This is a genomic window from bacterium (assembly GCA_026708055.1).
In the GTDB taxonomy this organism is placed as follows: Bacteria; Actinomycetota; Acidimicrobiia; order Acidimicrobiales; family CATQHL01; genus VXNF01.
Map to the genome: position 1 here is coordinate 1 of JAPOVS010000086.1, position 22965 is coordinate 22965.

Here is a 22965-nt window from a genome sequence, read left to right on the forward strand (position 1 = left end):
GCAGCCGATGACGTCCACGGTGCCGGTCTCGAGCAGGCGTTCGAAGCCCCGCAGGGTCCATTCCCGCTCGCCGTAGGCGATCAGCGTGGAGGTCTTGTCGCGCAGCGTCCGGTAGCCCTCGGGGTCCCACGCCCCGAGCGGCTCCTCGATCCAGTTCAGGTCGTACTCGTCGAAGGCCTCGCAGCGGCGCACCGCGGTGGTGACGTCCCAGCGGATCTTGATGCCCATGTCGATCATCAGCAGGTTGTCGGGCCCGATGGCCTCGCGCATGGCCCGCACGTACTCCACGTCGCGGTCGTGCTCGTAGCCCAGGTGGGCTTCGCCCCGCTTGCCGAACCCGGTCTTCACGCCCTGCAGGCCGGTCGAGAGCCACTCCAGCGCCTCCTCGCACATGGCGGGGATCTCGGCGAAGTGGGCGTGGCAGGAGGCGATGGCGGGCAGCCGGTCGTGCACCGGCCCGCCCAGCAGCTTCGTCACGCTCGTGCCGAGTGCCTTGCCCTTCAGGTCCCAGAGGGCGATGTCCAGCGCCGAGATGGCGTAGGAGGCGATGCCGCCCTCGTAGCCGTACCACCAGGTGTGGTTCTTCATGGCCCGGTACAGGGCGTCGTTGGACACCGGATCCTTGCCGATGATCAGCTCGGCGAGGCCGTCTATCACCGCGGCGGTGGCCATCGAGGCCTCCGGCCACATGGTGATGGACTCCCCCCAGCCCACCTGCCCGTCGTCGGCGGTCACCTTCACGAGGCAGAGGTGCCGGTAGGCGTTGAAGTCGTTCGGCTCCGGGTAGGTGACCGGGATCGGCTCGACGGCGACGATCTTCATGGCGTTGCTCCTTGTGGTTTCATCGTTCGATTCGCCCGGGTGTCCCGCACCCGTTGTTCAGTGTCATGGCGGTCATGGCGCCACCATCGCCTCAGTGTTCGATTCGCCCCAGCGGGGGCCTCGCTGTCCGTGAGCCGAGCCGGGGGATCATCTGCGGGTTCGATTCGCCGCCGCGAGGGCCTCACCACGATCCTCCCCCTCGCCGACGGCCTCGGGGGGATCATCTGCGGGTTCGATTCGCCGCCGCGAGGGCCTCACCACATCACCATCCCACCGGTGTGGTTGATGGCCTGCCCCGTCATGTAGGCGCTGTCGGGTCCCAGCAGGAAGCTGATGAGGCCGCTGATCTCCCCCGGCGTGGAGCCCCGCTTCAGGGGCACGACCTGCTCGCGGGCATCGGAGAGTTGCTGTGGCGTCATGCCACGCAGAGGCGCCACCTCGGCGAGGACCTTCACCTGCATGGGCGTGTCCACGATCCCTGGGCAGATGGCGTTGACGCGCACCGGGATGGGCGCCAGGTGGTAGGCGAAAGAGCGGGTCACCGAAAGGATCATGCACTTCGTCGCCCCGTAGACGGCGGCCTCGGTGGTGTTGGTGAGCTTGCCGCTCGACGACGACAGGTTCACGATCGCGCTGCCGGGGGGCATTGTCGGCCCGATGCCCTGGCACAGGAAGAAGATCGACTCGACGTTCACCTGCACGAGCCGCCGCCAGTCCTCCACAGTGACGTCGTCCAGGGCCTTGAGCATGATGATTCCGGCGGCGTTGACCAGCCCGTCGCAGCCCGCCGCGGCCTCGACGACGGTCTGACGCTGGTCGGGATCCGCTAGGTCGGCCACCAGCGCGTCGGCCCCCAGCGGCTCGATCTCGGCCAGCTTCTCGCCGTTGAGGTCGACGCCCAGAACCGAGTCGCCCTCGCCCAGGAACCGCTCCACGGCGCCCCGGCCGATGCCCTGCGCCGCGCCCGTGACGACGATCCGTCGCTGCCTGTCACCACCGTTGCTCGCCATGGACTCCACTCTCCCGTCCGGCCCCGCCGCCCCTCCGACCGCGGTGGGGCGCCTGCGTGCCCGCGCATGATTGCACAGGCCGGACGCTGGTGCAGCATGGCCGTCGACCGCCCCCGCGGTGCGCACGTTCACCGGGAGGGGCGCACAGGCCGGACGCTGGTGCAGCATGGCCGTCGACCGCCGCCGCCGGTGCGCACGTTCACCGGGAGGGGCGCACAGGCCGGACGCTGGTGCACCGTGCGCCGTCGACCGCCGCCGGCTCAGATCTGTTGCGGCGATGGCTGCCGTGGTGCGCCCGGCCGCTGAGGTCGGCGCGGTCCCGCGGACCGGATCCATGCATCGGCGGGGTCGGCTCAGCCGCTCCGGGCCGGTCGCCGGCCCACAGCTAGGCTCCCGGCGTTCCCTGCGGCGAGAGGAGGGGCGCGATGACACATCTCACGTGGTCCGACGAGATCGGCAAGCGTGTCCGCACCGGCGACTGGTCCGACCAGGCCGTCAGCACCGTCACCAAGGTGAACGAGGCGATCCGCGAGGGCCGCAGCGAGGTGGCGGCGCAGCTCATCGACTACTTCATGGAGGAGGCCAAGGTCGTCCAGTTCATCTACGACACGTGGACGCCGGGATTCCTGGAGTGGCTGACCCAGGAGGGCTACGGCGAGCAAGAGTTGGCCGCGGCCGTCGAGGACCTGCGCACCGAGTTGGCGATGCTCGACGGCACGCCGTTCGACGGCGACGCCCTGTGGCTGGCGCTCGGGGAGCAGGCGGGCCGACTCACGCACGCCGTGCGGGCCGAGTTGATCGAGACCGAGGCGGCGCTGGCGGAGTTCGATGCCATCCGGGTGGCCTGGCGGCGCCTGCACGACCGCTGGGCGGACTTCCTGTCGGGGATCATGAAGCTGGTGGCCGACCGGTTCGGTGAGCCGGCGCTGGAGGACGCCTACCGCCACGCCCTGGAGCCCTACATCCAGGAGCGCTACATGGTCTACGACCTGCGCCACCAGGACTACGAGGACACGGTGTTCCGCAACCTGCACACCTCCTTCGAGGCGATGCGCAGCCACCTCGTGGGCCCCGACCGCATGGGCGACATCGAGTGCACCGAGCACGAGGACCGCTGGGTGTTCCAGTTCGACCCCTGCGGCTCGGGCGGCCGCCAGGTGCGCGGGGTCGACGTGGAGGACTCAGCGCCCGACCCGCAGCGAGCCCTCCGCTTCGGCGTCACCAGCGAGGAGCACGACTGGGCCTGGAACTCCAAGGGTGTCTGCTACTACTGCGCCCACTGCTGCTTCACCCTGGAGCTGCTCCCCGCCGAACGCTGGGGCCACCCCGTGCGCCGCGTGGACCCGCCCCTGTTCCCCGACGACACCGTCGGCGAGAACCCCAAACCCTGCACCTGGACCGTCTACAAGACCCTCGAAGCCATCCCCGAGGACACCTACACCCGCATAGGCCGCACGAAGCCCCCGACGCCGTAGCTCCGGCGCCCGGGCCCAGTCCGGCACCGTTGGCTGGCGGGGTGGCTCCTGTCGGGCCTGCATGTCTCGAGCGTGTACGCCCGACCCCAATCCGGTGCCGTTGGATGGCGGGGTGTCCAATGCCCTGGCTCTTGTGAAGACCCGCCGTCCTCGGCGCCCAGGGTGCCTCGCACCGGCTGCGGGAGATGAACCGCATGACCTCGGCGGCCGCCCGGGGTGACGCCGGCCTCGCCCTGGCCCTCCCAGTAGGGGGCAGATTTCGTAACCCGTCCGCGCCGGGTCTTCGGCGGCGCGGTTCTGCAGCAGAGTCCGTGCGGAGACGAGCAGCCGCCGCCCTCCCCTGGTTGTGCGCCGGGCGGCGGCGGGCCTCAGAAATCATCGTCCACCTCTGGGTGGCGGACGGCGTCGGGCAGCAGGGCGAGCCGGGACGTGACGTATTCCGCCTCTAGTCGCCGCCGCTGCTGATCCTCGCCGTAAAGCGCCACTCCGAGGATGGTGGCGACCTCGAAGGCAGTCCCGAGAGCGACGGTCGGGTCGCCGCGTTCCACTTTGCGGATCGTCGTTAGAGACACGCCCACTCGCTCGGCTACTTCGGCGGCTCGCAACCGCCGCTCGCGGCGGCTGACCCGCACCCTGGCGGCGAACAGCGCCAAGGCTTCCCTGGTGGTTGGTGACAACTCGCGATGACGGCTCATGCTGCCAGTATACAAGCAGTGAGATATCGCTGTTACCACTACATTGGCAGTCAGTGGGCCTTGCTCCACGTTCTCTGCATCTTCGCCTCGTCTCAACCGGGGCGGTAGACGCCCCGACGGTGGCCGACTCGGAGAATCACGACCTCGCGCCGAGCATCCTCGATCCGGTACACGATGCGGTAGGTGCCTCGGCGGACGCTCCATAGTCCGTCCAACTCGTTTCGCAATGCCACACCGAGGCGACGGGGGTTGTCCAGCAGGGGCCCTGTCATGAACTCGATCACCGCTGCCGCCACGGTCTGCGGGAGTTCTTGCGCGATGATCCTGGCTGCAGGCCCGGCGACGACGATCTGATAGGGCTGATCTGGGGTCAAGGCGCGAGCGCTCTGACCGCATCGACGCCGCGCACCACGTCGCCTTCGGCGTGGGCGCGATGAGCCTCGGCGAGTTCCCGGAGAGCGTCGCTGTCGCCGAGGATCGCCAGGGTCTCCTCGAGCGACTCGAGGTCGTCAGGGCTCATCAGTACCGCGGCCGGCGTGCCGTTGCGCGTGACAACGACCCGTTCGTGGTGTACATGCACCCGCTCGACGAACTCCGAGAACCGGTCTCTCACGACCCGCAGCGATTCACTCGTCATGGCCACAATTGTGCTACACCGGATCCGCTTCGCCACCGTGGACCTGGCAGCGGACAGCGTGGCCATCAGGAGCCGGCTGCTTTCCCTCGTAGGCGCCGGATAGCCCGCGGCTCTTCTGCTGATCGCCGTCGACGGCCCCCGGCGGTACCGGCGGGTGGGAACCCTCTACACGACGAGTCCGGAATAATTTGCATCAACGTCCGGGATTTTCTAGCATCAGAGAGCCGGAAAAAGTGTCATCAGCGGTCGGGGTCGCGGTACGCTGGCGACGACGGAGATTGACACCGGCGAGGGTTCCACGACCGTGCCCGACGATTACCAGACCGCCATCCACTTCGATCGTCGAATCGAGGACGAGATTCGCGATGCCCTGCGGTCGGCTCGCATCGTCGTCGTGACCGGCGCCCGCCAGGTCGGCAAGACGTGGGCGGTACGCCGGGTCGTCGGGGCGGCCGGCAGGGTTCACTACCTCGACGACGAGAACACGCGGACAGCCGCACGAGTGGACCCTCACGGCTTCGTGCGGTCGGGCGCCGGCTCGACAATGGCGATCGATGAGATCCAACTGGGCGGCGACGCGTTGATCCGAGCCATCAAGGCCGCGGCCGACGCCGACGACGAGCGTGGGCAGTTCCTCCTGAACGGTTCGGCGAACTTCCTGACGGTCCCGCACATCACCGAGTCGCTGGCCGGCAGAGCCGTCTTCCTGACGATGCTGCCGCTGTCGCAGGGCGAGATCACCGCCACCGGCGACGGCCTCCTGGACCGTGCCTTCGCCGGGGCGGGAGGCCTGGTCGATCTCGGGGGTTCGTCGCTGGACATGGGCGACTATGTGGAGTTGATCTGTCGGGGCGGGTTCCCCGAGGCCGTGCGGACCTCGTCGCGGCGCGCCCGCCACCGCTGGTTCAGCGGGTACGTCGCGTCGGTCGCCACGCGGGAGATCAGGCGGCTCGACGATGTCCGCGATGCCGACCTGGTCCCCAAACTGCTACGGCTCCTGGCGGCTCGATCCGGCAGTGAGTATGTGACCGAGACGGTGGCCCGCGCCGCCGATTGCGACCGGCGGACCGTCGAACGGTACGTGTCGCTGATGGAAATGACGGGTTTGGTCCACCGCCTCCGAGCGTGGTCGGCGAACCTCACCGCCCGCGAGTCGCGCCGCGAGAAGCTCGTGATCTGCGACACGGGGTTGGCCGCGCACCTACTGCGCAAGGACGCCGCTTCCCTGGGCGACGTCCTCGACCCGGCCCGCGGTCCCCTGGTGGAGATGCTCGCGATCAACGAACTCCGCAAGCAGGCGCTGCTGTCCGAGCGCCGGCCGGAACTGTTCCACTACCGCGACCATCGCGGCGCCGTCGAGGTCGACGTCGTGGCCGAGGCGGCGGGCGAGGTCGTGGCGTGGGAGATCAAGGCGTCGAGTTCGGTGTCGAGTACCGACGCCCGCGGCCTGCGCCGCATGCGCGACCGCATCGACGAGGCGGGTCCGGGCGCGTTCCGCAACGGGATCGTCCTGTATGCCGGCCGTGACACGTTCTCCCTCGGTGACCGCCTCACGGCGGTGCCGCTCTCGACCCTCTGGACAACGCCCCCAGCGTCCTGACAGCGTCGACGCCGCGCACCACATCGCCCTCGGCAGAGGAGCGATGCGCCCCGGCGAGTCCCGGAGAGCGTCGCTGTTGCCGAGTATCGCCAGGGTCTCCTCGAGCGACTCGAGGTCCTGAGGGCTCAACAGCACCTCGGCCGGTTCTGGTCCAACAGCCGCCTCACGCCGTAGTAGCCAGGCGACGTTCACGCATCGCCGCGAACCCGAGGCGGATAACCCTATCTATTCATAAATATTGTGGATTAATACGATTATTAGTGTGTATTATGTCTCTTCGTGGCAGGAACGGCGCGCGGCGCGGGGCGGGGTGGGCTAGCCTGGCGCGTCGGGACGAGGCGGCGGGGCCGCGGGAGGGGAGGCGACTGTGAGCGTGCTGGTCGAGGCGGGTTCCGACGTTGCGGATCCCGATGTGCTGTACCCCGCGACTGTGCCGGACATGGCTGAGTCCGGGCTGCACTCGCTGGTCCGGTTCCTCACCTACGGCGCGCTGCGCGGGCACTTCGCCGGGCGGCCGGGCTGCTTCGTGGGCCAGGACCGCAACCTCTACTACCGCCCGCATCCGGAGGCCGCGTTCGTGGTCCCTGACGTGTTCGTGTGCTTCGGCGTGGACCCCTCCGCGCTGGAAGTGTCGGCGAGCTATCGGCTCTGGGACGCGGGCGCGCCGCCCGCCTTCGTGCTGGAGATCGCCTCGGAGCGGACCCACCGCAGGGACCGGCAGGAGAAGCCCGCGATCTACTTGGAGGTCGGCGTCGACGAGTACTGGCGCTTCGACCCCACCGGCGGCGACCTGCACACCCCGATCCTGCAGGGGGACCGCCGGATCGGCGGCGCCTGGGAGCCGATACCGACAGTGCCCGACGGAGGCGTCCGCCTCCGCGGACTCAGCCGCGCCCTCGGCCTGGACCTGCATGCCGAACCGCGGCGCCTGCGCCTCCGCGACCCCCGCACCGGCAACTGGCTGGCCGACCCCGAAGAAACCCGCCAACAGCGGGACGACGCCCGGCTCGCCCTCGACGTGACCCGCCAAGAGCGGGACGCCGCCGAGGATCGAGCCGAGGCCGCCGAGGCCGAGTTGGCCGCCCTGCGGGCCCGACTGAACGATCGGGACGGCGACACGCCCCGGTAGCGGCGACCCGCGAGCATTCCCGAGGTCGCCAAGATTGGAGAGGGGCTAGGACGATCGGCGGTGCGCTCAGGTGAGGCCCAAGACGGTGAGCAGCGCGGTGTCGATGGCCCACTGCTCGTCGGCGGTGAGGTGACCGGCGGGCTCTCCCAGGCGGCTGACATCCACTGCGCCGGTCAGTCGATGAGGAAGCCGCCGTTGATGTCCATGACCTCGCCGGTGATGAATCCTGCCTCCTCGCTCGCCAGGAACACGACGGCGGCGGCGATGTCGGCGGGCTCGCCGAGGCGGCCGACGGGGATCCGCCCGGCCAGGTCGGCGATGCCGGCCACCATGTCGGTGTTGATGAGGGCCGGCGCCAGCGCGTTGGAGGTGATGCCGTCGGCGGCGTACTCGGTGGCGATGGACTTGGCCAGCGCCATGATCGCCGCCTTCGAGGCGCCGTACGCGGCCGTCTCCTTGGCTCCGCCCGTCTTGCCGGCCGAAGAGCCCAGGGCGATCAGGCGCCCGTAACCCTGGGCGCGCATCCCCGGAAGCACCCGGCGGGCGCACAGGAATGCACCCGTGGTGTTGACGGCCATCATCTGGTTCCAGGCCTCGAGGGTGGTCTCCGCCAGCGGCCGGATCCAGAAGATCCCGGCGTTGTTGACCAGGATGGAGATCGTCCCCCAGGTCTCCTCGACGGTCGTGAAGGCGGCGTCGACGGAGGCCTCGTCGGTCACGTCGCACGGCACGAAGAGGCTGCGCTCGCCGCCGTCGAGAGCCGGCTCGGGCTTCGTCACGTCGAGGTACGCCGTGCAGGCGCCCTTTGCGGTGAGGGCGTCGGCCACGGCGCGGCCGATGCCTCTGCCGGCTCCGGTGACCGCCGCCACCCTGTCCTCGAATCCGCCGAAGGCGGGTGCCTGGCTGCTGCTCGCGCTGTCATCGTTCATGGGTACCGTCCAGGACCGGCTCCGGGTGACGGCACGTTATCCGCGGCCGTGCGGCGAGCGCCTACTCTGTGCCGCCGAGGTTCGGGCGAGGGCCCGGCCCGGCGCAACGGCAGCGGTGCCCCGGTGGTGCCGCGGAGCGAGATGGGAGGACTTCTCATGGGTGGTTCGGGCAAGGTGCGGGTCGGGGTCGTCGGTGCCGGCTCCTGGGCGGTCAGCAATCACATTCCCGTGCTGGCGGGACGTGACGACGTGGAGTTGGTCTCGGTGGTGCGCAAGGGGGCCGAGGCCCTGCAGTTCGTGCAGGACCGGTTCGAGTTCGCGCATGCCAGCGAGGACTACCGGGAGGCCCTCGAGCAGGGACTCGACGCGGTCGTCGTGGCGGGCCCCTCGGCGTTGCATCACGAGCACGCCAAGGCGGCGCTGGAGGCCGGGGCGAACGTGCTGTGCGAGAAGCCGGTCACGATCGATCCCGCCGACGCCTGGGATCTGCACGAGACCGCCGAACGTCTGGGGCGCCACTACCTCATCTCCTTCGGCTGGCACTACGGCCCGCTGGGGATCGAGGCGAAGCGCCTGATGACCGAGGCCGGCGGTGTCGGCGACATCGAGCACGTCATGGTGCAGATGGCCTCGGGCACCCGCGAGCTGCTGAAGGCCACCGGCGCCTACGAGGGTTCGGCTGCCGATCTCATGCCGGACTGGGACACCTGGACCGACCCGACGGTCTCCGGTGGCGGCTATGCGCCGGCGCAGCTCAGCCACGCCATGGGCATGGCGCTGTGGCTCACCGGCGACCGGGCGGCGCAGGTCTTCGGTTTCATGAACAATGTGGGGGCCCGGGTGGATCTGCACGACGCCATCGCCATCCGCTACGCCTCCGGTGCGACCGGGACCCTCAGCGGCGCCAGCTGCCCGGGCCCGGCCAACGCCGACGACTCCCTGGACGAGATCTGGCCGCGCCACCAGTTGCTGATCCGGATCTACGGCAGCGCCGGTCAGCTGATCCTGGACTTCGAGCGCGACTTCCTGTGGCACTACACCGAGGGCAACGACAACAAGGTGGATCTGCCGCCGTCGGCGGGGCTGTACACCTGCGAGGGGCCGCCCAACACGCTGGTGGACCTGACCCTGGGCCGCGACGTGCCGAACCGCTCGCCGGGCGACGTGGGAGCGCGGTCGGTGGAGGTGGTCCACGCCGCCTACGAGAGCGTGCGCCTGGGAGCGCCGGCATCGGTGGAGGGTGCGGGTGCCTGAGGCGGGGGAGCCCCGGAGGCTTCGCAGCGAGGACGCCGCGGGATGCGACTCGGGCTCGACAGCTACTCCTACCACCGCTATTTCGGCGAGCTGCGGGAAGGGGAGGAGGATCCGGGCATCCGCTGGAGCCACGAGGACTTCATGCACCGCGCCGCGGGGTTGGGCCTCCGCGGCGTGAGTCTGGAGACCTGCTACCTGCCGATGGACGACCCGGCCCTGCCGGAGCGACTGGCGTCGCAGGCCGCCGAGCGCGGTCTCGAGTTGGTGCTGGCCTGGGGGCACCCCGGGGGGCTCCACATGGGCACGTCGGCGGCGGCCCGCCGGCGGATGCTGGATGCGCTGCCGATCGCAGCCGCAGCAGGGTGCCGGCTGGTGCGCATCGTGGTGGGAACCTTCACGCACTGGGGTCTGGAGCCCGAGGCGCCGATCCTGGACCGCGTGGTGCCGCTCGTTGCCGAAGGGTGCGAGCGAGCCGCAGAGTTGGGCCTGGAACTTGCCATCGAGACCCACTGCGATCTGACTCTCGACGCTCTCTGCGAACTGCTGGACCGGGTCGGGCGCCCCGACCTGGGTGTCGTCCTCGACACCGCCAACCTGGTGCGCATCGGCGAGGATCTCTGCGATGGCACACGCCGCCTCGCCCCGTTCGTCCGCATGTTGCACATGAAGGACCTGCTGCTGGCCGACGCCGACTTCGGCAACCCCGGCGGCTGGTGGCCGTGCTGCGCGCTGGGCGAGGGAGACCTCGACCTGCGCGGCGCGTTGGGGGAGTTGCGGGCCGCCGGTTTCGGTGGTTTGGCTTGTGTCGAGATCGGGACACTCCCCGACGGTTCGAACGAGGACGAGGTGGTTACCCGCAGCGTGGATTGGCTGCGTGAGGCCATCGCGTAAGGGTCCCCGCCCACCGTGGGGGTCGCTCCAGAACCGTGAACGGCAGGCCCCTCAACTCGGTGCCGGTCGTGCGGTATGCCGTCAGTCCGGTACGTCGGTGCTCTCGTAGCCCCAGCAGGTGATGGTGCCGTCGCTAAGCAACCCACACGAATGGAAGCTGCCGGCGGTGACGGCAGTGAACCGCCCGCTGGGCGCGTCGGCCGGCCCGCCGTCGCTGGTTCCGCCTCCCCAGCATTCGATGGTGCCGTTGGTGCGCAACCCGCACGAATGCTCGAGACCGGCGGTGACGGCGGTGAACCGCCCGTCGGGCGCGTCAACCTCCCCGGTTGTCACAGTTAGCAAGCGCTCATCTCGGCGCTCGGGTCCTGCTGTGCGGTGTAGCGTTCGGCGCCGTGGCGGGAGGCCCAGGGGCGGTGCCGAGTCGCGAGCAGGCCGCTCGGGTCGCTCGGGGTATGCGGACTCGGGGTAGACGGAGCCGCCGGCGAGCACCGGGGGCGGTGCGGCGATCGATCTCCCGGAGTATCCCGCGGTGTGTGCTGCTTGCCGGGGTCATCCTCGGCGCGCTCGTGGCTGCGGTAGCGGGGCCGGCCGGCGTGTCCGCCGACACGTCCGGGGCGGGTCGAGCCTTGCCGAACGACCGGCTGATTCTGGAGCCGATCCAGACGCTGACGGGCAATCTGACGCCGAAGTCGATCGTGGCGTCGGGGACCGGGCTCTACTTCGCACAGAACATGATGTATCTGCACACCATCTCGGTATTCGACGAGACCAAGCGGCTCGTCAAGACGATCCCCGACTCGGTGGACCTGAAGGCGTTCGGCTACGACGTCGCCGGCGACCGGTACCAGGGGGCGCCGGTCGAGGCCGCGTTCAACTCCGACGGCTCGTTCGCCTTCGTGTCCAACTATCGCATGTACGGCCCCGGCTACGACCCGCAGGCCGGGAGCGACTCCTGCGGCAAGGACCAGGGTCAGGACAGCTTCGTCTACCGGATCGACACTGCGTCGCTCGAGGTCGACCGTCTCTACCCGGTCGGCCCCGTCCCGAAGTTCCTCGCCGTGACGCCCGACGACCGCCTCCTCATCGTGTCCAACTGGTGCGGGTACGACGTCACGATCATCGATCTGGAGACGCACGTGCACCTCGGCGAGATCGAGGTTGGCCGGTACCCCAGGGGCATCGCCGTGACGAGCGACGGTCGGCGGGCCTACGTCGCCGTGATGGGCTCGACCAACGTCGCCGTGATCGACCTGCCCGCACGGCCGATCGGTCACCGGTTCGAGATGCCCCGCTCGCCGCGCCTGGTGAGGCACCTCGCCGGGGTCGGCCTGTCGCCGCGCCATCTGGTGCTCAGCCCCGACGATCGAACTCTTTATGCCACCCTCAACGGGGAGGATGCGGTCGTGGCGGTGGACGTCGCGACCGGCGATGTCGTGGACCGGGTGCGGACCGGGCACCGACCGCGCAGCATGGCCATCTCCGACGACGGGACGGCGCTGTACGTGGTCAACTACAGGTCCGACACGATGTACAAGATCGGCACCGGCGACCTCGCCGTCCTGCAGCAATTCGACACCGCACCCCGTCCCATCGGCATCACCTACGACCCACTCAACGAGGAGGTGTGGGTGGCGGCGTACTCCGGCGTGATCCACATCTTCGCCGAGACCGAGCCGGAGCCTGGCTGACGGGCCTGGCGCGCTCGAACCGGATCCCTCGCCCCGCCACCGTCACGGTTGCACCCTCGTGAGCGGTGGGTGCTCTCCAGGCGCCGTCGAGGCCTTTCGGGTTGGGGACTTGTCCGGCCTCTCCGCTAGCCTCGCAGCGATCTCGCGACAGAGGAGCATGCCGTGGCACGAATGCGCATGAACCAGGCCATCGCGGCCGCCATCGGGGATGAGATGCGGGAGAACCCCGATGTCGTCACCTTCGGGGAGGACGTGGCGGTCGCCGGCGGGCCCTTCAAGACGTCCGACGGGCTGCTCGAGGAGTTCGGCCCGCTGCGGGTCCGCGACACACCGATCGCCGAGATGGGGTTCATGGGGGCCGCCGTGGGCGCGGCTGCCACCGGGCTGCGGCCGGTCGCAGAGATCATGTTCGTGGAGTTCCTGGGCGTGGCGCTCGACCAGCTGGTCACCGAGGCGGCCAAGTTCAACTACCTCTCCGGCGGGACCGTCCGGGTGCCGATGGTGATGCGCGCCTCCGTCGGCGCCGGCCTGGGATTCGGCTGCCAGCACTCGCAGGTGATGGAGTCGTGGATGGTGGGGTCGCCGGGCCTGAAGATCGTCGTGCTCTCCGGGCCATCCAACGCCTACGGGCTCACCCGGGCGGCCATCCGGGACGACAATCCCGTCGCCGTCCTGGAGCCGCGCATCCTCTACGCCGTGCGCGGCGATGTGACGACGGGCGTTGAGGGGATCATCCCTCTGGGGCAGGCGGCGACGCTCGCGAGCGGTGACGACATCACACTGGTGTCGTGCGGCTCGACGGTGCGGACGTGCCTCCCTGCGGCAGCCGACGCCGACGGCTGGACGGCCGACGTGATCGACCTCCAGACCCTGCAGCCGTGGGACATCGAGGCGGTGCTGTCCTCGGTGGAGCGCACCGGCCGCCTCGCGGTCGTGGAGGAGTGCCCGTACTCGGGCGGCTGGGGTGCCGACATCGTCGCCAAGGTTGTCTCGGATTCCTTCGGCGATCTCAAGGCCCCGCCCGTGCGGATCACCGCACCGGACGTGCACGTGCCGTTCGGCAAGGAATTGGAGCAGCGCTACCTGCCGAGCGCCGAATACGTGGCGGGGCAGGTGGGCGAGTTGCTGGCGACCGGCGAAAGCCCGCCGCACTGGTGGGAGCGCGATGGGGCGCTCGTCTAGCACGCACGACCTCAGACGGACGGGAAGGGTGAACGCATGAGCAGTGAAGTACTCGCACGACGGGAGGCGGTACGAACCGACCGCGTGGCGCGTTACGAGCGGATGGTGGAGATCCGGGCGCTCGAGGACGCCGTGCGCGGACTGTTCGCCGAGGGGCTCGTGCATGGGACGACGCACACGTGCCAGGGCCAGGAGGCCGTCTCGGTCGGCGTGGCCTCGGCGCTGCGGCCCACCGATTCGGTGTGCTGCACCTACCGCGGTCACGGCATGGGAATGGCGCTCGGCCTGACGTCCCAGCAGGTCTGCGGCGAGATCATGGGCCGCGTCGTGGGCTCCATCGGCGGCGTGGGCGGCTCGATGCACCTGTGCGAGACCTCGATCGGCCTCTTACCGACAATGGCCATCGTCGGGGCGGGAGTTCCCGTGGCCGCCGGTGCCGCCCTCACGGCGCAGGTCCGCGGCACCGACGACGTGGCGGTGGCCGTGTTCGGCGACGGGGCCGCCAATATCGGCGCCTTCCACGAGGGCATCAACCTCGCGGCCATCTGGAAACTGCCGGCCATCTTCATCTGCGAGAACAACCAGTACGGCGAGTACAGCCCCATTGCGGCGACCACGCCGATCGCCAATATCGCCGACCGGGCGGTCTCCTACGGCATACCCGGTGAGGTGGTCGACGGGCAGGACGTGGACGCGGTCAACGCCGCCGTCGAGGCCGCCGCGGCGCGTGCTCGCGCCGGTGACGGTCCCAGCCTGCTGGAGATGAAGACGTACCGGTACGCCGGGCACTCCCGGTCCGACACCGCCCCTTACCGCCCGGACGGGGAGTTCGAGAAGTGGTACGAGCGGGACCCCATCAACACGTTCGGGGCTCGCCTGACCGCCGAGGGCCTGCTGGCGCCCGGCGACACCGACGCGATCGCCGCCCGGATCGCCGGCGAGGTGGACGCCGCGGTCGACGAGGTGAAAGGCGCGGCGGCGCCAGGCGTGGCGAGCATGTTCGAGAACGTGCTGGTCTGAGCGGGGAGGACCGACCATGCGCCAGATCGTGAAGCTGCCCAAGCTCGGCGACACCGCCAACGAGGTGCTCGTGCTGGAGTGGAACGTGGCCGTCGGCGACGCGGTGTCGGAGGGCGACGTGCTGATGCGCGTGGAGACCGACAAGGTGGAGGCCGACGTGCCGTCGCCGGTGGCCGGCACCGTCGCCGAACTGCGCGTCGAGGTCGAGGACGAGGTGGAGGTCGGCTCGGCGATCTGCGCGATCGAGTCCGTCTGAGTCGCGCCCGGAGACATCGTGAAGATCGAACGAATCGAGGTCGTGCCGCTGGTCGTGCCCCTGGCGGAGACCTTCCGGGGTTCCGCATACTCGATGTCCGAACGGGCGACGCTGATCACCCGCGTCCACACCGACGAGGGCATCACCGGCGAGATCTACAACGGCGACGAGGTGCACACCCAGCACGAGATCGCCCGCATCATCATCGAGGAACTTCAGCCGATGCTGGTCGGCCGCGACCCGCTGCTGGTGGAGGATTGCTGGGGTGCCATGGAGCCGCTCACCTTCGACATCCTGCGCGACCGCAAGCTGGTCATCATGGCCATCGCCTGTGTGGACAGCGCCCTCTGGGACGTTGTGGGGAAGGCGGCGAACCTGCCGCTGTACCGCCTCTGGGGCGGTTACCGCGACGCCATGCCGATAATCGCGATCGGGGGCTACCACGGACGCTCCGACGACGAGCTGGCCGCCGAGATGCAGTACTACCGCGAGATCGGGCTGGCGGGCTGCAAGACCAAGGTGGGTGGCCAGGCGCCGGAGTTGGACGCGCACCGCTTCAAGGTGATGCAGGAGGCCGCCGGCGAGGGCTTCGTGCTCATGGCCGACGCCAACGGCGGCTACACGGTCGCCGAGGCGGTCCGCTTCGTGCGCCTCGTGGGGGCGGAGAGCCTGCGCTGGTTCGAGGAGCCGGTGCGCTGGTTCAACGACGCCCGCGGCATGCGCGACGTGCGCTACATGACCGGCGTGCCGGTGGCCGCCGGTCAGAGCGAGCTGTCACGGAAGGGGGCGGGCGAACTGATGGCGGCCGGCGCCATCGACGTGTGCAACTTCGACGCCTCCTGGAGCGGCGGGCCCACCGAGTGGCGCCGGGTCGCCGGCATGGCCGCCGTCCACGGGGTCGAGGTGGGCCACCACGAGGAGCCGCAGATCTCCGCCCACATGTTGGCGTCCATCCCCCACGGCACCTACGTGGAGTGCTTCCACCCCGACAGGGACCCGCTGTTCTGGAACCTCATCGCCAACCGGCCCGAGATCAGCGACGGCATGTACCCGCTGCCCCAGGGCCCGGGCTGGGGGATCGAACTGGACGCCGACTACGTGGAGCGTTACCGCGCGGACCGCTAGGGCGCCGGCGGACCGTTCGCCCGCCCGGCGGCGCCGGCTCAGTCGAGGTGCCAGACCTCGGCGGCCTCGTAGAGGTTGCCGTCGTCGTCGGTGAGGCTGACGATGACCTCCTCGAACCACTTGGACCAGCGGGTGTTCACCTCCGCGCCGGCGATGTTGGCGAAGGCGGTCTCCTTGTCGGGATGGCACTCCACGTAGGCGATGATCTGGGTGCCGCGGCGGAACAGCGTGTAGTTCTTGAGCCCCGATTCCTGGATCAGTTCCACCAACTCCGGCCAGATCTCGTCGTGGCGGCGCTTGTACTCGTCCTCGGCGCCCTCGTAGATCTCGAAGGTGAAACAGAACCGCTCCATGGCTCCTCCCGGGTTGGTTGTCAGCGGCGCGCGCCGGCCGGCGGCGACCCCGCGAAGCTAACACCGCTCGGGTCGGCGCCGTCCCCCAAACGATGGTTTGGACTATCGAATACGGCGGCATATGCTTGCCCCGCGCTCACGTAGGCGTGGCGCCGCGGCGCGGGCGCGGTCATCGCCGATGGCTGCTCGGCGCGCCGAGTTCGAGACAACCCGGGAGAGGGAGATCAACACGATGAAATCGATTCGACGACTGCTGGCACTGGCCTTTGTGCTGGCCCTCGTGGCGTCGGCTTGTGCCGGCGACGACGGTGACGACGGTGCCGCCGACGCCGCCGCGCAGCAGGCCATCGCCGCCGCCGAGGCCGAGGCAGCCGCCGCAACGGCCGCGGCAGAGGCCGCCCGCCAGGAGGCGGCGCAGGCCGCGGCCGACGTGGAAGCCGCCCAGGCCGACGCCGCAGCCGCCCAGGCTGAGGCAGAGGCTGCTCGGGCCGAGGCAGAGGCCGCCGCCAGCGGCGACGCGGAATCGCAGGCCGCCGCCGAGGCCGCCCGCGCCGAGGCTGAGGCCGCCCGCTCCGACGCTGACGCCGCCGCCACCGCGGCCCAGAGGGCCGAGGACGAGGCCGAGGCCGCCAGGGCAGCCGCCGCGGCAGCCGAGCGTCCCGCCTACAAGGTCGGCTACATCTCGCTCGGCGACCAGGTTCCGTTCGTGAAGCTGGTGTCCGACGGCATCAAGGAAGAGGCTGAGCGCCAGGGCGTGGAGTTGCTGTTCTGCGACTCCGAGATCGACGCCGGCAAGGCGCTGGAATGCGCCCAGACCTTCGCCGTCCAGGGCGTCGAGGGCCTGCTGAACTTCCAGGTCTTCCAGGACTCCAGCCCGGAGATCTGCGCCGCGCTGCCCGAGGGCATCCCCGTGATCGCCATCGACATCATCCAGCCCCCGTGCCAGCTCTCCTTCATGGGCGCCAACAACCGCTACGCCGGCTGGCTCGGCGGCAGCGCCATGGGTGCGTACTTCAAGGAGAACTTCGACTGCGACTACACGGCGTACGTCTCGCTGGAGTCCACCGCGGCCGGCGCCGCCAACCGCGACCGCATGGGCGGCTACCGCGAGGGCTTCCAGGAGCACTGCCCGATCATCAACGAGCGGGTCATGGACGGCGCCGACCGCACCGACCCGGCGCTCGAGCAGCTGACCGACCTGCTGCCGGCGCTTCCGGGCGACCGCATCGCGGTTGTGGCCATCAACGAGGACGGCATCATCGGTGCCATCGCCGCGGCCCGCACGCTGGGCCGTGACGGCGACCTCTACTTCTCCGGCCAGGGCACGGACCCGAGCATCTGGTGCGAAGTCCAGAACAACCCGAACTACATCGCCTCGGTGGCCTACTTCCCCGAGCGGTACGGCACGATCCTGCTCCCGGCGATCATCAACGCCATCGAGGGCAACAGCATCGCCGGCCAGTTGTTCACGCCGCACCAGCAGATCACCTCGGAGAACATCGACCAGTACTACGAAGTGACCGGCTGCTAACAGTCCCAGACCGGTAGCGCCGCAAGAGACCGGACCGGATGACGACGTCACCGGAGCCGATCCTCGCGGCGCGCGACATACGCAAGTCGTTCGGCGGCGTCGAGGTCCTCCACGGCGTGGACCTCGACGCCGCCGGCGGCTCAGTGCTGGCGCTGCTGGGTGAGAACGGCGCCGGCAAATCGACCCTCGTCAAGATCGCCTCGGGCGTCTACACGGCCGACTCCGGGACGATCCAGGTGGGCGGGGGCAGCTACGCCAGCCTGACCTCACGGGAGGCCCGCGAGCTGGGGATCGCCATCATCTCCCAGGAGTTCCAGGACGCCGCCACCCTCTCGGTGGCGGAGAACATCTCCATGGGGAGCCTTCCGGCGGTGCGGGGATTCGTCCGTTGGGGAGAGGTGCGGCGGCGGGCCGTGGAGATCCTGGAGGCGCTGGAGGTCGACATCGACCCCGACCGCATCGTCGGCGATCTGCGCCTCGGGGAGCGCCAGATCATCGAGATCGCCCGGGCTCTCAGCCGCGAGGCGAAAGTGCTGATCCTGGACGAGCCGACCGCCGCGCTCAGCTTCCACGAGGCCGAGGTGCTGTTCGACTTCGTGCGGCGCCTGCGGGCCGAGGGAGTGGCGCTCGTCTACATCACACACCGCCTCGACGAAGTGGAGCGCATCTCGGACCGTGTGCAGGTGCTGCGCGACGGTTCCACGGCGCTCGAGGCGCCGACCAGCGAGGTGGACCGCAGGGCGATGGTGGAGGCCATGATCGGTCGGCGGGCCGGCGCGCTGGGGCGCCCGGCGCCCGTGAGCAACGGCGACGATCGGCCCGTGTTGCAGTGGACCGGCGCCGGTTCCTTGGACTACTTCGACGATGTGAACCTGACGGTCGGCCCGAACGAGGTCGTGGCCCTCTACGGCAAGCTCGGATCGGGCGCCAGCGAGGTGGCAGAGACGGCGTTCGGCCTGCGGGAGATCGACCGCGGCGAACTGCAGATCGGCACGGGCGACGCCGAGGCGCCCGAGAGTCCCATCGGTGCCGTGAACACGGGGATCGGCTACCTGCCCGCGGAGCGCAAGACCGCCGGGGGCTTCATGGTCCGCCCGGTGGCCGAGAACGTGGCCGTGGCCTCCTGGCACCGACTCGCCCGCTACGGGTTCTGGATCCGCAAGGCCACCGAGGCCGCGGCCTACAACCGCTGGCACGAGAAGCTCTCGATCCGCTCCCGCAACGACCCCCAGCAGATCATGGGGACGCTCTCGGGCGGCAACCAGCAGAAGGTCCTGCTGGCTCGCTGGCTGGAGAACCGGTCGGACGTGCTGGTGCTCGTGGAGCCCACCCGCGGCGTCGACGTGGGCGCCCGGGAGGACATCTACCGCGCCCTGCGCGAGCTGCCGACCAGCGGCGTGGGTGTGCTGGTGGTGACCTCTGACTACGAGGAGGCCTTCCAGATCGCCGACCGGGTCTACGTCATGACCAAGGGCGCCATCGTGGCCGAACTGGAGGGGGACGAGATCACCACCGGTGCCCTCCTCGAGCTGGCGGGTGGCTGACGGCGGAGGCCGTAGCGTCCGGGATCGATTGACCGATATGTCTGACCGCCGGAGGAACCGTGGCTGACGACAAACCGAACACCGAGAGCCCCGGCGCTCCGGAAGGCCCCGCCGGCGGGCAGGACGAACGCACCGTGCCGACGACCGCCGACGTCTTCGGCGGCCGCAGGCAGGAGAGCTCCGAGCAGGCCGCCGGGCGCGTGGCGCGGATCATGGCGACCCGTCCCAAGCTCGGCAACATCCAGGAGTCGCTCGCCCTCATCCTGGTGCTGGCGGGCCTGGTCATCTTCTTCGCCATCAAGGCCGAGTTCTTCTGGAGCCGCGACAACATCGTCAACATCCTCCAGACGATGGCGCCGGTCGGGATCATCGCCATGCCGGCCACGCTGCTACTGGTTGCGGGCCAGGTGGATCTCTCGGTGGGGTCGGGGGCCGGCATCGTCGGGATGATGGCCGCCATCGCCCAGACGGCCACGGCCTCCACGATCACCACCTACGGGATGGGCCTCGGGCTCACTGAGGCGGTCCTCATCGCCATCGGAACCATGTTCGTGGTCGGCGGCATGAACAGCTTCTTCGTGACCGGCCTCGGACTCAACTCGATCATCACGACGCTGGGAACCCTGGCCGTCTGGCGCGGCCTCACGAAGGTTCTGGGCACGGGCCAGACGGTGCGCATGAACGAGTTCGGCGCCCTGGGCAGCTCGCGACCTGTGGCGAACATCCCCCTGGCGGTGTTCATCTTCGCCGGGGTCGTGATCCTGTTCGTGTGCCTGCTGCGCTACACCGTCTACGGCAGGGCGCTCTACGCCATCGGTGCCAGCCCCGAGGCGGCCCGACTGGCCGGCATCAGGGTGCGGCGCTACATCACCTACGGGTTCATCCTCTCGGGCCTGATGATCGGGCTGGCGGGCCTCATCCGGCTCTCGCAGGTGGGTTCGCAGTCGATCAACACCGGCCTGGGCTGGGAGCTGCAGGTGCTGACGGCCGTCATCCTGGGCGGGGCCAGCCTCTCCGGCGGCAGCGGCACGGTGCTCGGCACCGTCCTGGCCCTGCTCGTGATCGGCGTGCTGCGCAACGGCCTCATCCAGCTGAACGTGCAGACGTTCTGGATCGAGGTCGCCCAGGGGGCGCTGTTGCTCGGCGCCGTGACCGTCGACAGGATCCGCATCCGCCTCGCCAGCGCCGACACCTGACGGGTATCGTCCCGCAGGACGCCGACGTATTCGAACATCTCGGAGGAGGCTCCCCATGAGCAGCGATCTGGCCTTCGTGGACACCCACATCCACTACTGGGACCGGCCGCATCCCACCCTGGATTGGGTGTGGCTGGAGGACGACTTCGTCCATCCGCAGCTCGGCGACATCCGCCCGCTGAAGGACATGACGCGCTTCACCCCCGACGAGTTCACCGCCGACATCGAGGGCTGCGGGGTCACCAAGGCGGTGCACGTGCAGGCCGCCATCGGCACGGCCGACCCGGTGGAGGAGACCCGCTGGCTCTCGGAGATGGCCGAGGCCACGGGCTGGCCGCACGGCATCACCGGCGATGCCCGCATGCAGAGCCCCGACGTCGAGGCCACCATCGAGCGCCACTGCGAGTACCCACTGTTCCGGGGGCTGCGGGACTTCGCCCAGGGTGATTACCTGGTGGATCCTGATTTCCACCGTGGCTACGCCCTGCTGGAGAAGTACAACGTGGTCTACGACCTGGACTGCACCTGGGAGAACATGGGCAAGGCCGGCGCCCTGGCCAAGAAGTACCCCAACATCATCATGATCCTCGACCACGCCGGGTTCCCGCAGGAGCTCGACGACGAGTACTTCGCTGACTGGCGGGCCGGCATGGCCACCATCGCCGAGGCCGAGAACTGCGTCATCAAGATCTCCGGGCTGGGGATGGGCCATCAGATGGAGGGCATCGACTGGACGACCGACTCCATCCGCCGCTGGGTGCTGGGATGCATCGAGGCCTTCGGCACCGAGCGCTCGTTCTTCGGCACCAACTGGCCGGTGGACCGGATGTACTCCAGCTACGCCGCCGTCGTCGAGGCCTACCGGGAGATCATTTCCGACTTCAGCCGCGACGAGCAGGAGGCCCTGCTCTCCGGAAACGCCGAGCGCGTCTACCGCATCTGAGCCCCCGCCGGGTGCTGCCGGCCGTCAGGGGTCGTCTCGCTCCCGAGCTTCTGCGGGTGTTCGCCGGCGAGTCGGTGGGGCACTCACCTCCAGCCTTGAACTGCCGGGACCCTTATTCAAGTTTTTTCTGTATCCTTGAATTAGAGCATTGGCGGATAGGCGGCCACCACCGACTGAGAATTCCAATCCGCGCACTCCCGTCATTCCGGCGCAGAGCCTGCCCCGGACTCGATCCGGGGCCGGAATCCAGGCTCCGGCGACACGATTCGCTTCGCTGTAGTCAACTGCAAAGCACCTGGTCAGAGCCAATCCGCTAATGCTGTTAGGAGGTCGAGATGGCCCGGTTGGAAACGCGGCACTGGGCGGGCGACGATCGCGGCCCGACACGTCGCGATCGCCGCCCCTGCGACTACGAGGTCTACATCCCCGACCCTCTCGTCGGCCGGCGTTTCGTGCTCGACGGGGATGTTGCGGCCGATGTCGCCGACGCCGAAGCGACGCTCGCCCGGCTCGACGCGACGGCCGGCGCGCTCGCTGAAACCGAGGGGCTGGCCCGGCTGCTGCTCCGCGCCGAAGCGGTGGCCTCCTCGAGGATCGAAGGGTTGGAGGTGGGCGGCCGCCAGCTCCTCCGCGCCCAGGCCGCCCGCCAACTCGGCGAGGATCCGCGCGACGTGACCGCCGTCGAGGTGCTCGGGAACATCGAGGCGATGCTCTGGGCCGTCGACGCGGTGCCGCCCGGGGGCGTGATCACCGTGGGGATCGTGATGGAGGCGCATCGCCGCCTGCTCGCCGGGACGCGTCTCGCGGCGCACGGCGGCCACAGCCGTACTGTCCAGAACTGGATCGGCGGCAGCGACTACAACCCAGCTTCGGCGGCCTTCGTGCCACCGCCGCACGACCTGGTCGATGCGCTGCTGGCGGATCTCGTCGCGTTCTGCAACGACGACTCCCTGCCTGCGGTGGCGCAGGCCGCCATTGCCCATGCACAGTTCGAGACGATCCATCCGTTCGTCGACGGGAACGGGCGCACCGGGCGCGCGCTGATCCATCTGGTGCTGCGACGGCGCGGACTGGCGCCGCGCATCCTTCCCCCGATCTCGCTGATCCTCGCCACATGGCCTCGCGACTACGTCGGTGGACTCACGGGGACGCGCTACGTGGGGCCCCCCGACTCCGAGCAAGCCCACACCGGTCTCAATCGCTGGATCGCGCTGTTCGCGAGCGCATGCCGGCGCGCCGCCACCGACGCCGGGCGCTTCGAGGAGCAGGTGCGTGCGCTTCAGGACTCCTGGCGCGAGCGGCTCGGGTCGCTGCGCCGCGAGTCGGCGGCTGATCTGCTCGTTCGCGCATTGCCGGGCGCGCCCCTGGTGACCGCCACGACGGCCTCGGAGTTGATCGGGCGGTCGTTCCAGGCGACCAACCAGGCGATCGACCGGCTCGTGGGAGCCGGCATTCTTACGCAGGTGACCGTCGGGCGGCGGAACCGTGCGTTCGAGGCCCCCGAACTCATCGAGGAGTTCACGGCGCTGGAACGGCAACTCGCGAGCCCGGAGGGTGACACCGTCGTCTCAGAGCCGATCAGGCGCGTCCCCCACAGGCACCGATAGGCCCGGCGACGCTCACAGCGCGCCGTCCCCCCCTGCGTCCTCGCCGGCGAGGGCGTAGTGGCGCTCGGTGGGGCGGGT

The 22965-nt window shown here is 69.6% G+C and carries 23 protein-coding genes; 15 read left to right on the plus strand and 8 right to left on the minus strand.

What is annotated here, in order from left to right:
* Positions 1-822: mandelate racemase/muconate lactonizing enzyme family protein (locus OXG55_17325; protein MCY4104998.1), on the minus strand; the 822-nt coding region annotated here is incomplete at its 3' end.
* Positions 823-1076: 254 nt separating this feature from the next.
* Positions 1077-1832 (minus strand): SDR family NAD(P)-dependent oxidoreductase, encoded by a 756-nt coding sequence (locus tag OXG55_17330; protein MCY4104999.1) that lies wholly within the window; start codon positions 1830-1832, stop codon positions 1077-1079.
* Positions 1833-2257: 425 nt separating this feature from the next.
* Between OXG55_17330 and OXG55_17335 the strand changes: the two genes are divergently transcribed.
* Positions 2258-3307 carry a hypothetical protein gene (locus OXG55_17335; GenBank protein ID MCY4105000.1) on the plus strand — a complete coding sequence of 350 codons (1050 nt, stop codon included), beginning with the start codon at positions 2258-2260 and terminating at the stop codon, positions 3305-3307.
* A 368-nt stretch (positions 3308-3675) separates the two neighbouring features.
* Here the strand turns inward: OXG55_17335 and OXG55_17340 are convergent, their stop codons facing one another.
* The 3 genes from OXG55_17340 to OXG55_17350 form a co-directional block, all read right to left on the minus strand.
* On the minus strand, positions 3676-4002 hold the full coding sequence (locus OXG55_17340) for a helix-turn-helix transcriptional regulator (GenBank protein ID MCY4105001.1): 327 nt from the start codon (positions 4000-4002) through the stop codon (positions 3676-3678).
* Positions 4003-4094: 92 nt separating this feature from the next.
* Complete coding sequence (locus OXG55_17345) at positions 4095-4376, minus strand: type II toxin-antitoxin system RelE/ParE family toxin (GenBank protein ID MCY4105002.1); 282 nt, start codon at positions 4374-4376, stop codon at positions 4095-4097.
* The gene (locus OXG55_17350; protein ID MCY4105003.1) at positions 4373-4639 is read right to left on the minus strand and encodes a type II toxin-antitoxin system prevent-host-death family antitoxin; all 267 of its coding nucleotides are present in this window, start codon (positions 4637-4639) and stop codon (positions 4373-4375) included. The genes OXG55_17345 and OXG55_17350 overlap by 4 nt, the downstream gene beginning before the upstream one ends.
* 304 nt (positions 4640-4943) lie before the next feature.
* Here OXG55_17350 and OXG55_17355 point away from each other — a divergent pair, with 304 nt between their 5' ends.
* Both OXG55_17355 and OXG55_17360 read left to right on the plus strand, forming a co-directional pair.
* On the plus strand, positions 4944-6239 hold the full coding sequence (locus OXG55_17355) for an ATP-binding protein (protein ID MCY4105004.1): 1296 nt from the start codon (positions 4944-4946) through the stop codon (positions 6237-6239).
* A gap of 367 nt (positions 6240-6606) precedes the next feature.
* The gene (locus tag OXG55_17360) at positions 6607-7368 is read left to right on the plus strand and encodes a Uma2 family endonuclease (GenBank protein ID MCY4105005.1); all 762 of its coding nucleotides are present in this window, start codon (positions 6607-6609) and stop codon (positions 7366-7368) included.
* A gap of 173 nt (positions 7369-7541) precedes the next feature.
* Here OXG55_17360 and OXG55_17365 read toward each other — a convergent pair whose 3' ends face one another.
* Positions 7542-8297, minus strand: coding sequence for an SDR family NAD(P)-dependent oxidoreductase (locus OXG55_17365; protein ID MCY4105006.1), 756 nt, complete (start codon positions 8295-8297; stop codon positions 7542-7544).
* Between the two features lie 123 nt (positions 8298-8420).
* On the opposite strand from OXG55_17365, the gene OXG55_17370 reads away from it, so the two are divergent.
* Positions 8421-9551, plus strand: coding sequence for a Gfo/Idh/MocA family oxidoreductase (locus OXG55_17370; protein ID MCY4105007.1), 1131 nt, complete (start codon positions 8421-8423; stop codon positions 9549-9551).
* A 42-nt stretch (positions 9552-9593) separates the two neighbouring features.
* A complete protein-coding gene (locus OXG55_17375; protein MCY4105008.1) occupies positions 9594-10442 on the plus strand; it encodes a sugar phosphate isomerase/epimerase in 849 nt (282 codons plus the stop codon).
* An 81-nt stretch (positions 10443-10523) separates the two neighbouring features.
* On the opposite strand, the gene OXG55_17380 is transcribed toward OXG55_17375, so the two are convergent.
* A complete protein-coding gene (locus OXG55_17380) occupies positions 10524-10775 on the minus strand; it encodes an RCC1 domain-containing protein (GenBank protein MCY4105009.1) in 252 nt (83 codons plus the stop codon).
* A gap of 200 nt (positions 10776-10975) precedes the next feature.
* Between OXG55_17380 and OXG55_17385 the strand changes: the two genes are divergently transcribed.
* The 5 genes from OXG55_17385 (at position 10976) to OXG55_17405 (ending at position 15713) form a co-directional block, all read left to right on the plus strand.
* Positions 10976-12130 (plus strand): YncE family protein, encoded by a 1155-nt coding sequence (locus OXG55_17385; protein ID MCY4105010.1) that lies wholly within the window; start codon positions 10976-10978, stop codon positions 12128-12130.
* Between the two features lie 171 nt (positions 12131-12301).
* Positions 12302-13312, plus strand: coding sequence for an alpha-ketoacid dehydrogenase subunit beta (locus tag OXG55_17390; protein MCY4105011.1), 1011 nt, complete (start codon positions 12302-12304; stop codon positions 13310-13312).
* 36 nt (positions 13313-13348) lie between these two features.
* Complete coding sequence (locus OXG55_17395) at positions 13349-14332, plus strand: thiamine pyrophosphate-dependent dehydrogenase E1 component subunit alpha (GenBank protein MCY4105012.1); 984 nt, start codon at positions 13349-13351, stop codon at positions 14330-14332.
* 16 nt (positions 14333-14348) lie between these two features.
* Positions 14349-14588 (plus strand): hypothetical protein, encoded by a 240-nt coding sequence (locus OXG55_17400; GenBank protein ID MCY4105013.1) that lies wholly within the window; start codon positions 14349-14351, stop codon positions 14586-14588.
* Between the two features lie 18 nt (positions 14589-14606).
* Positions 14607-15713 (plus strand): mandelate racemase/muconate lactonizing enzyme family protein, encoded by a 1107-nt coding sequence (locus OXG55_17405; protein ID MCY4105014.1) that lies wholly within the window; start codon positions 14607-14609, stop codon positions 15711-15713.
* A gap of 38 nt (positions 15714-15751) precedes the next feature.
* Here the strand turns inward: OXG55_17405 and OXG55_17410 are convergent, their stop codons facing one another.
* Complete coding sequence (locus OXG55_17410) at positions 15752-16066, minus strand: L-rhamnose mutarotase (protein MCY4105015.1); 315 nt, start codon at positions 16064-16066, stop codon at positions 15752-15754.
* Between the two features lie 232 nt (positions 16067-16298).
* Between OXG55_17410 and OXG55_17415 the strand changes: the two genes are divergently transcribed.
* The 5 genes from OXG55_17415 to OXG55_17435 all read left to right on the plus strand — a co-directional run bounded on the left by OXG55_17415 (position 16299) and on the right by OXG55_17435 (position 22887).
* Entirely contained in the window at positions 16299-17597 is a 1299-nt protein-coding gene (locus OXG55_17415; GenBank protein MCY4105016.1) for a sugar ABC transporter substrate-binding protein, read from the plus strand.
* Positions 17598-17635: 38 nt separating this feature from the next.
* Positions 17636-19141, plus strand: a complete 1506-nt coding sequence (locus OXG55_17420) for a sugar ABC transporter ATP-binding protein (GenBank protein ID MCY4105017.1) — start codon at positions 17636-17638, stop codon at positions 19139-19141.
* A gap of 59 nt (positions 19142-19200) precedes the next feature.
* Positions 19201-20337 (plus strand): ABC transporter permease, encoded by a 1137-nt coding sequence (locus OXG55_17425; GenBank protein MCY4105018.1) that lies wholly within the window; start codon positions 19201-19203, stop codon positions 20335-20337.
* Between the two features lie 55 nt (positions 20338-20392).
* Positions 20393-21280 (plus strand): amidohydrolase family protein, encoded by an 888-nt coding sequence (locus tag OXG55_17430; protein MCY4105019.1) that lies wholly within the window; start codon positions 20393-20395, stop codon positions 21278-21280.
* 335 nt (positions 21281-21615) lie between these two features.
* On the plus strand, positions 21616-22887 hold the full coding sequence (locus tag OXG55_17435; protein ID MCY4105020.1) for a Fic family protein: 1272 nt from the start codon (positions 21616-21618) through the stop codon (positions 22885-22887).
* Positions 22888-22965: the final 78 nt, after the last annotated feature.

Coding starts and splice junctions, on each gene's coding strand:
- OXG55_17330 (MCY4104999.1), bottom strand. CDS start 1,832: ATGGCGAGCAACGGTGGTGACAGGCAGCGACGGATCGTCGTCACGGGC.
- OXG55_17335 (MCY4105000.1), top strand. CDS start 2,258: ATGACACATCTCACGTGGTCCGACGAGATCGGCAAGCGTGTCCGCACC.
- OXG55_17340 (MCY4105001.1), bottom strand. CDS start 4,002: ATGAGCCGTCATCGCGAGTTGTCACCAACCACCAGGGAAGCCTTGGCG.
- OXG55_17350 (MCY4105003.1), bottom strand. CDS start 4,639: ATGACGAGTGAATCGCTGCGGGTCGTGAGAGACCGGTTCTCGGAGTTC.
- OXG55_17365 (MCY4105006.1), bottom strand. CDS start 8,297: ATGAACGATGACAGCGCGAGCAGCAGCCAGGCACCCGCCTTCGGCGGA.
- OXG55_17375 (MCY4105008.1), top strand. CDS start 9,594: ATGCGACTCGGGCTCGACAGCTACTCCTACCACCGCTATTTCGGCGAG.
- OXG55_17390 (MCY4105011.1), top strand. CDS start 12,302: ATGCGCATGAACCAGGCCATCGCGGCCGCCATCGGGGATGAGATGCGG.
- OXG55_17395 (MCY4105012.1), top strand. CDS start 13,349: ATGAGCAGTGAAGTACTCGCACGACGGGAGGCGGTACGAACCGACCGC.
- OXG55_17400 (MCY4105013.1), top strand. CDS start 14,349: ATGCGCCAGATCGTGAAGCTGCCCAAGCTCGGCGACACCGCCAACGAG.
- OXG55_17410 (MCY4105015.1), bottom strand. CDS start 16,066: ATGGAGCGGTTCTGTTTCACCTTCGAGATCTACGAGGGCGCCGAGGAC.
- OXG55_17415 (MCY4105016.1), top strand. CDS start 16,299: ATGAAATCGATTCGACGACTGCTGGCACTGGCCTTTGTGCTGGCCCTC.
- OXG55_17420 (MCY4105017.1), top strand. CDS start 17,636: ATGACGACGTCACCGGAGCCGATCCTCGCGGCGCGCGACATACGCAAG.
- OXG55_17430 (MCY4105019.1), top strand. CDS start 20,393: ATGAGCAGCGATCTGGCCTTCGTGGACACCCACATCCACTACTGGGAC.
- OXG55_17435 (MCY4105020.1), top strand. CDS start 21,616: ATGGCCCGGTTGGAAACGCGGCACTGGGCGGGCGACGATCGCGGCCCG.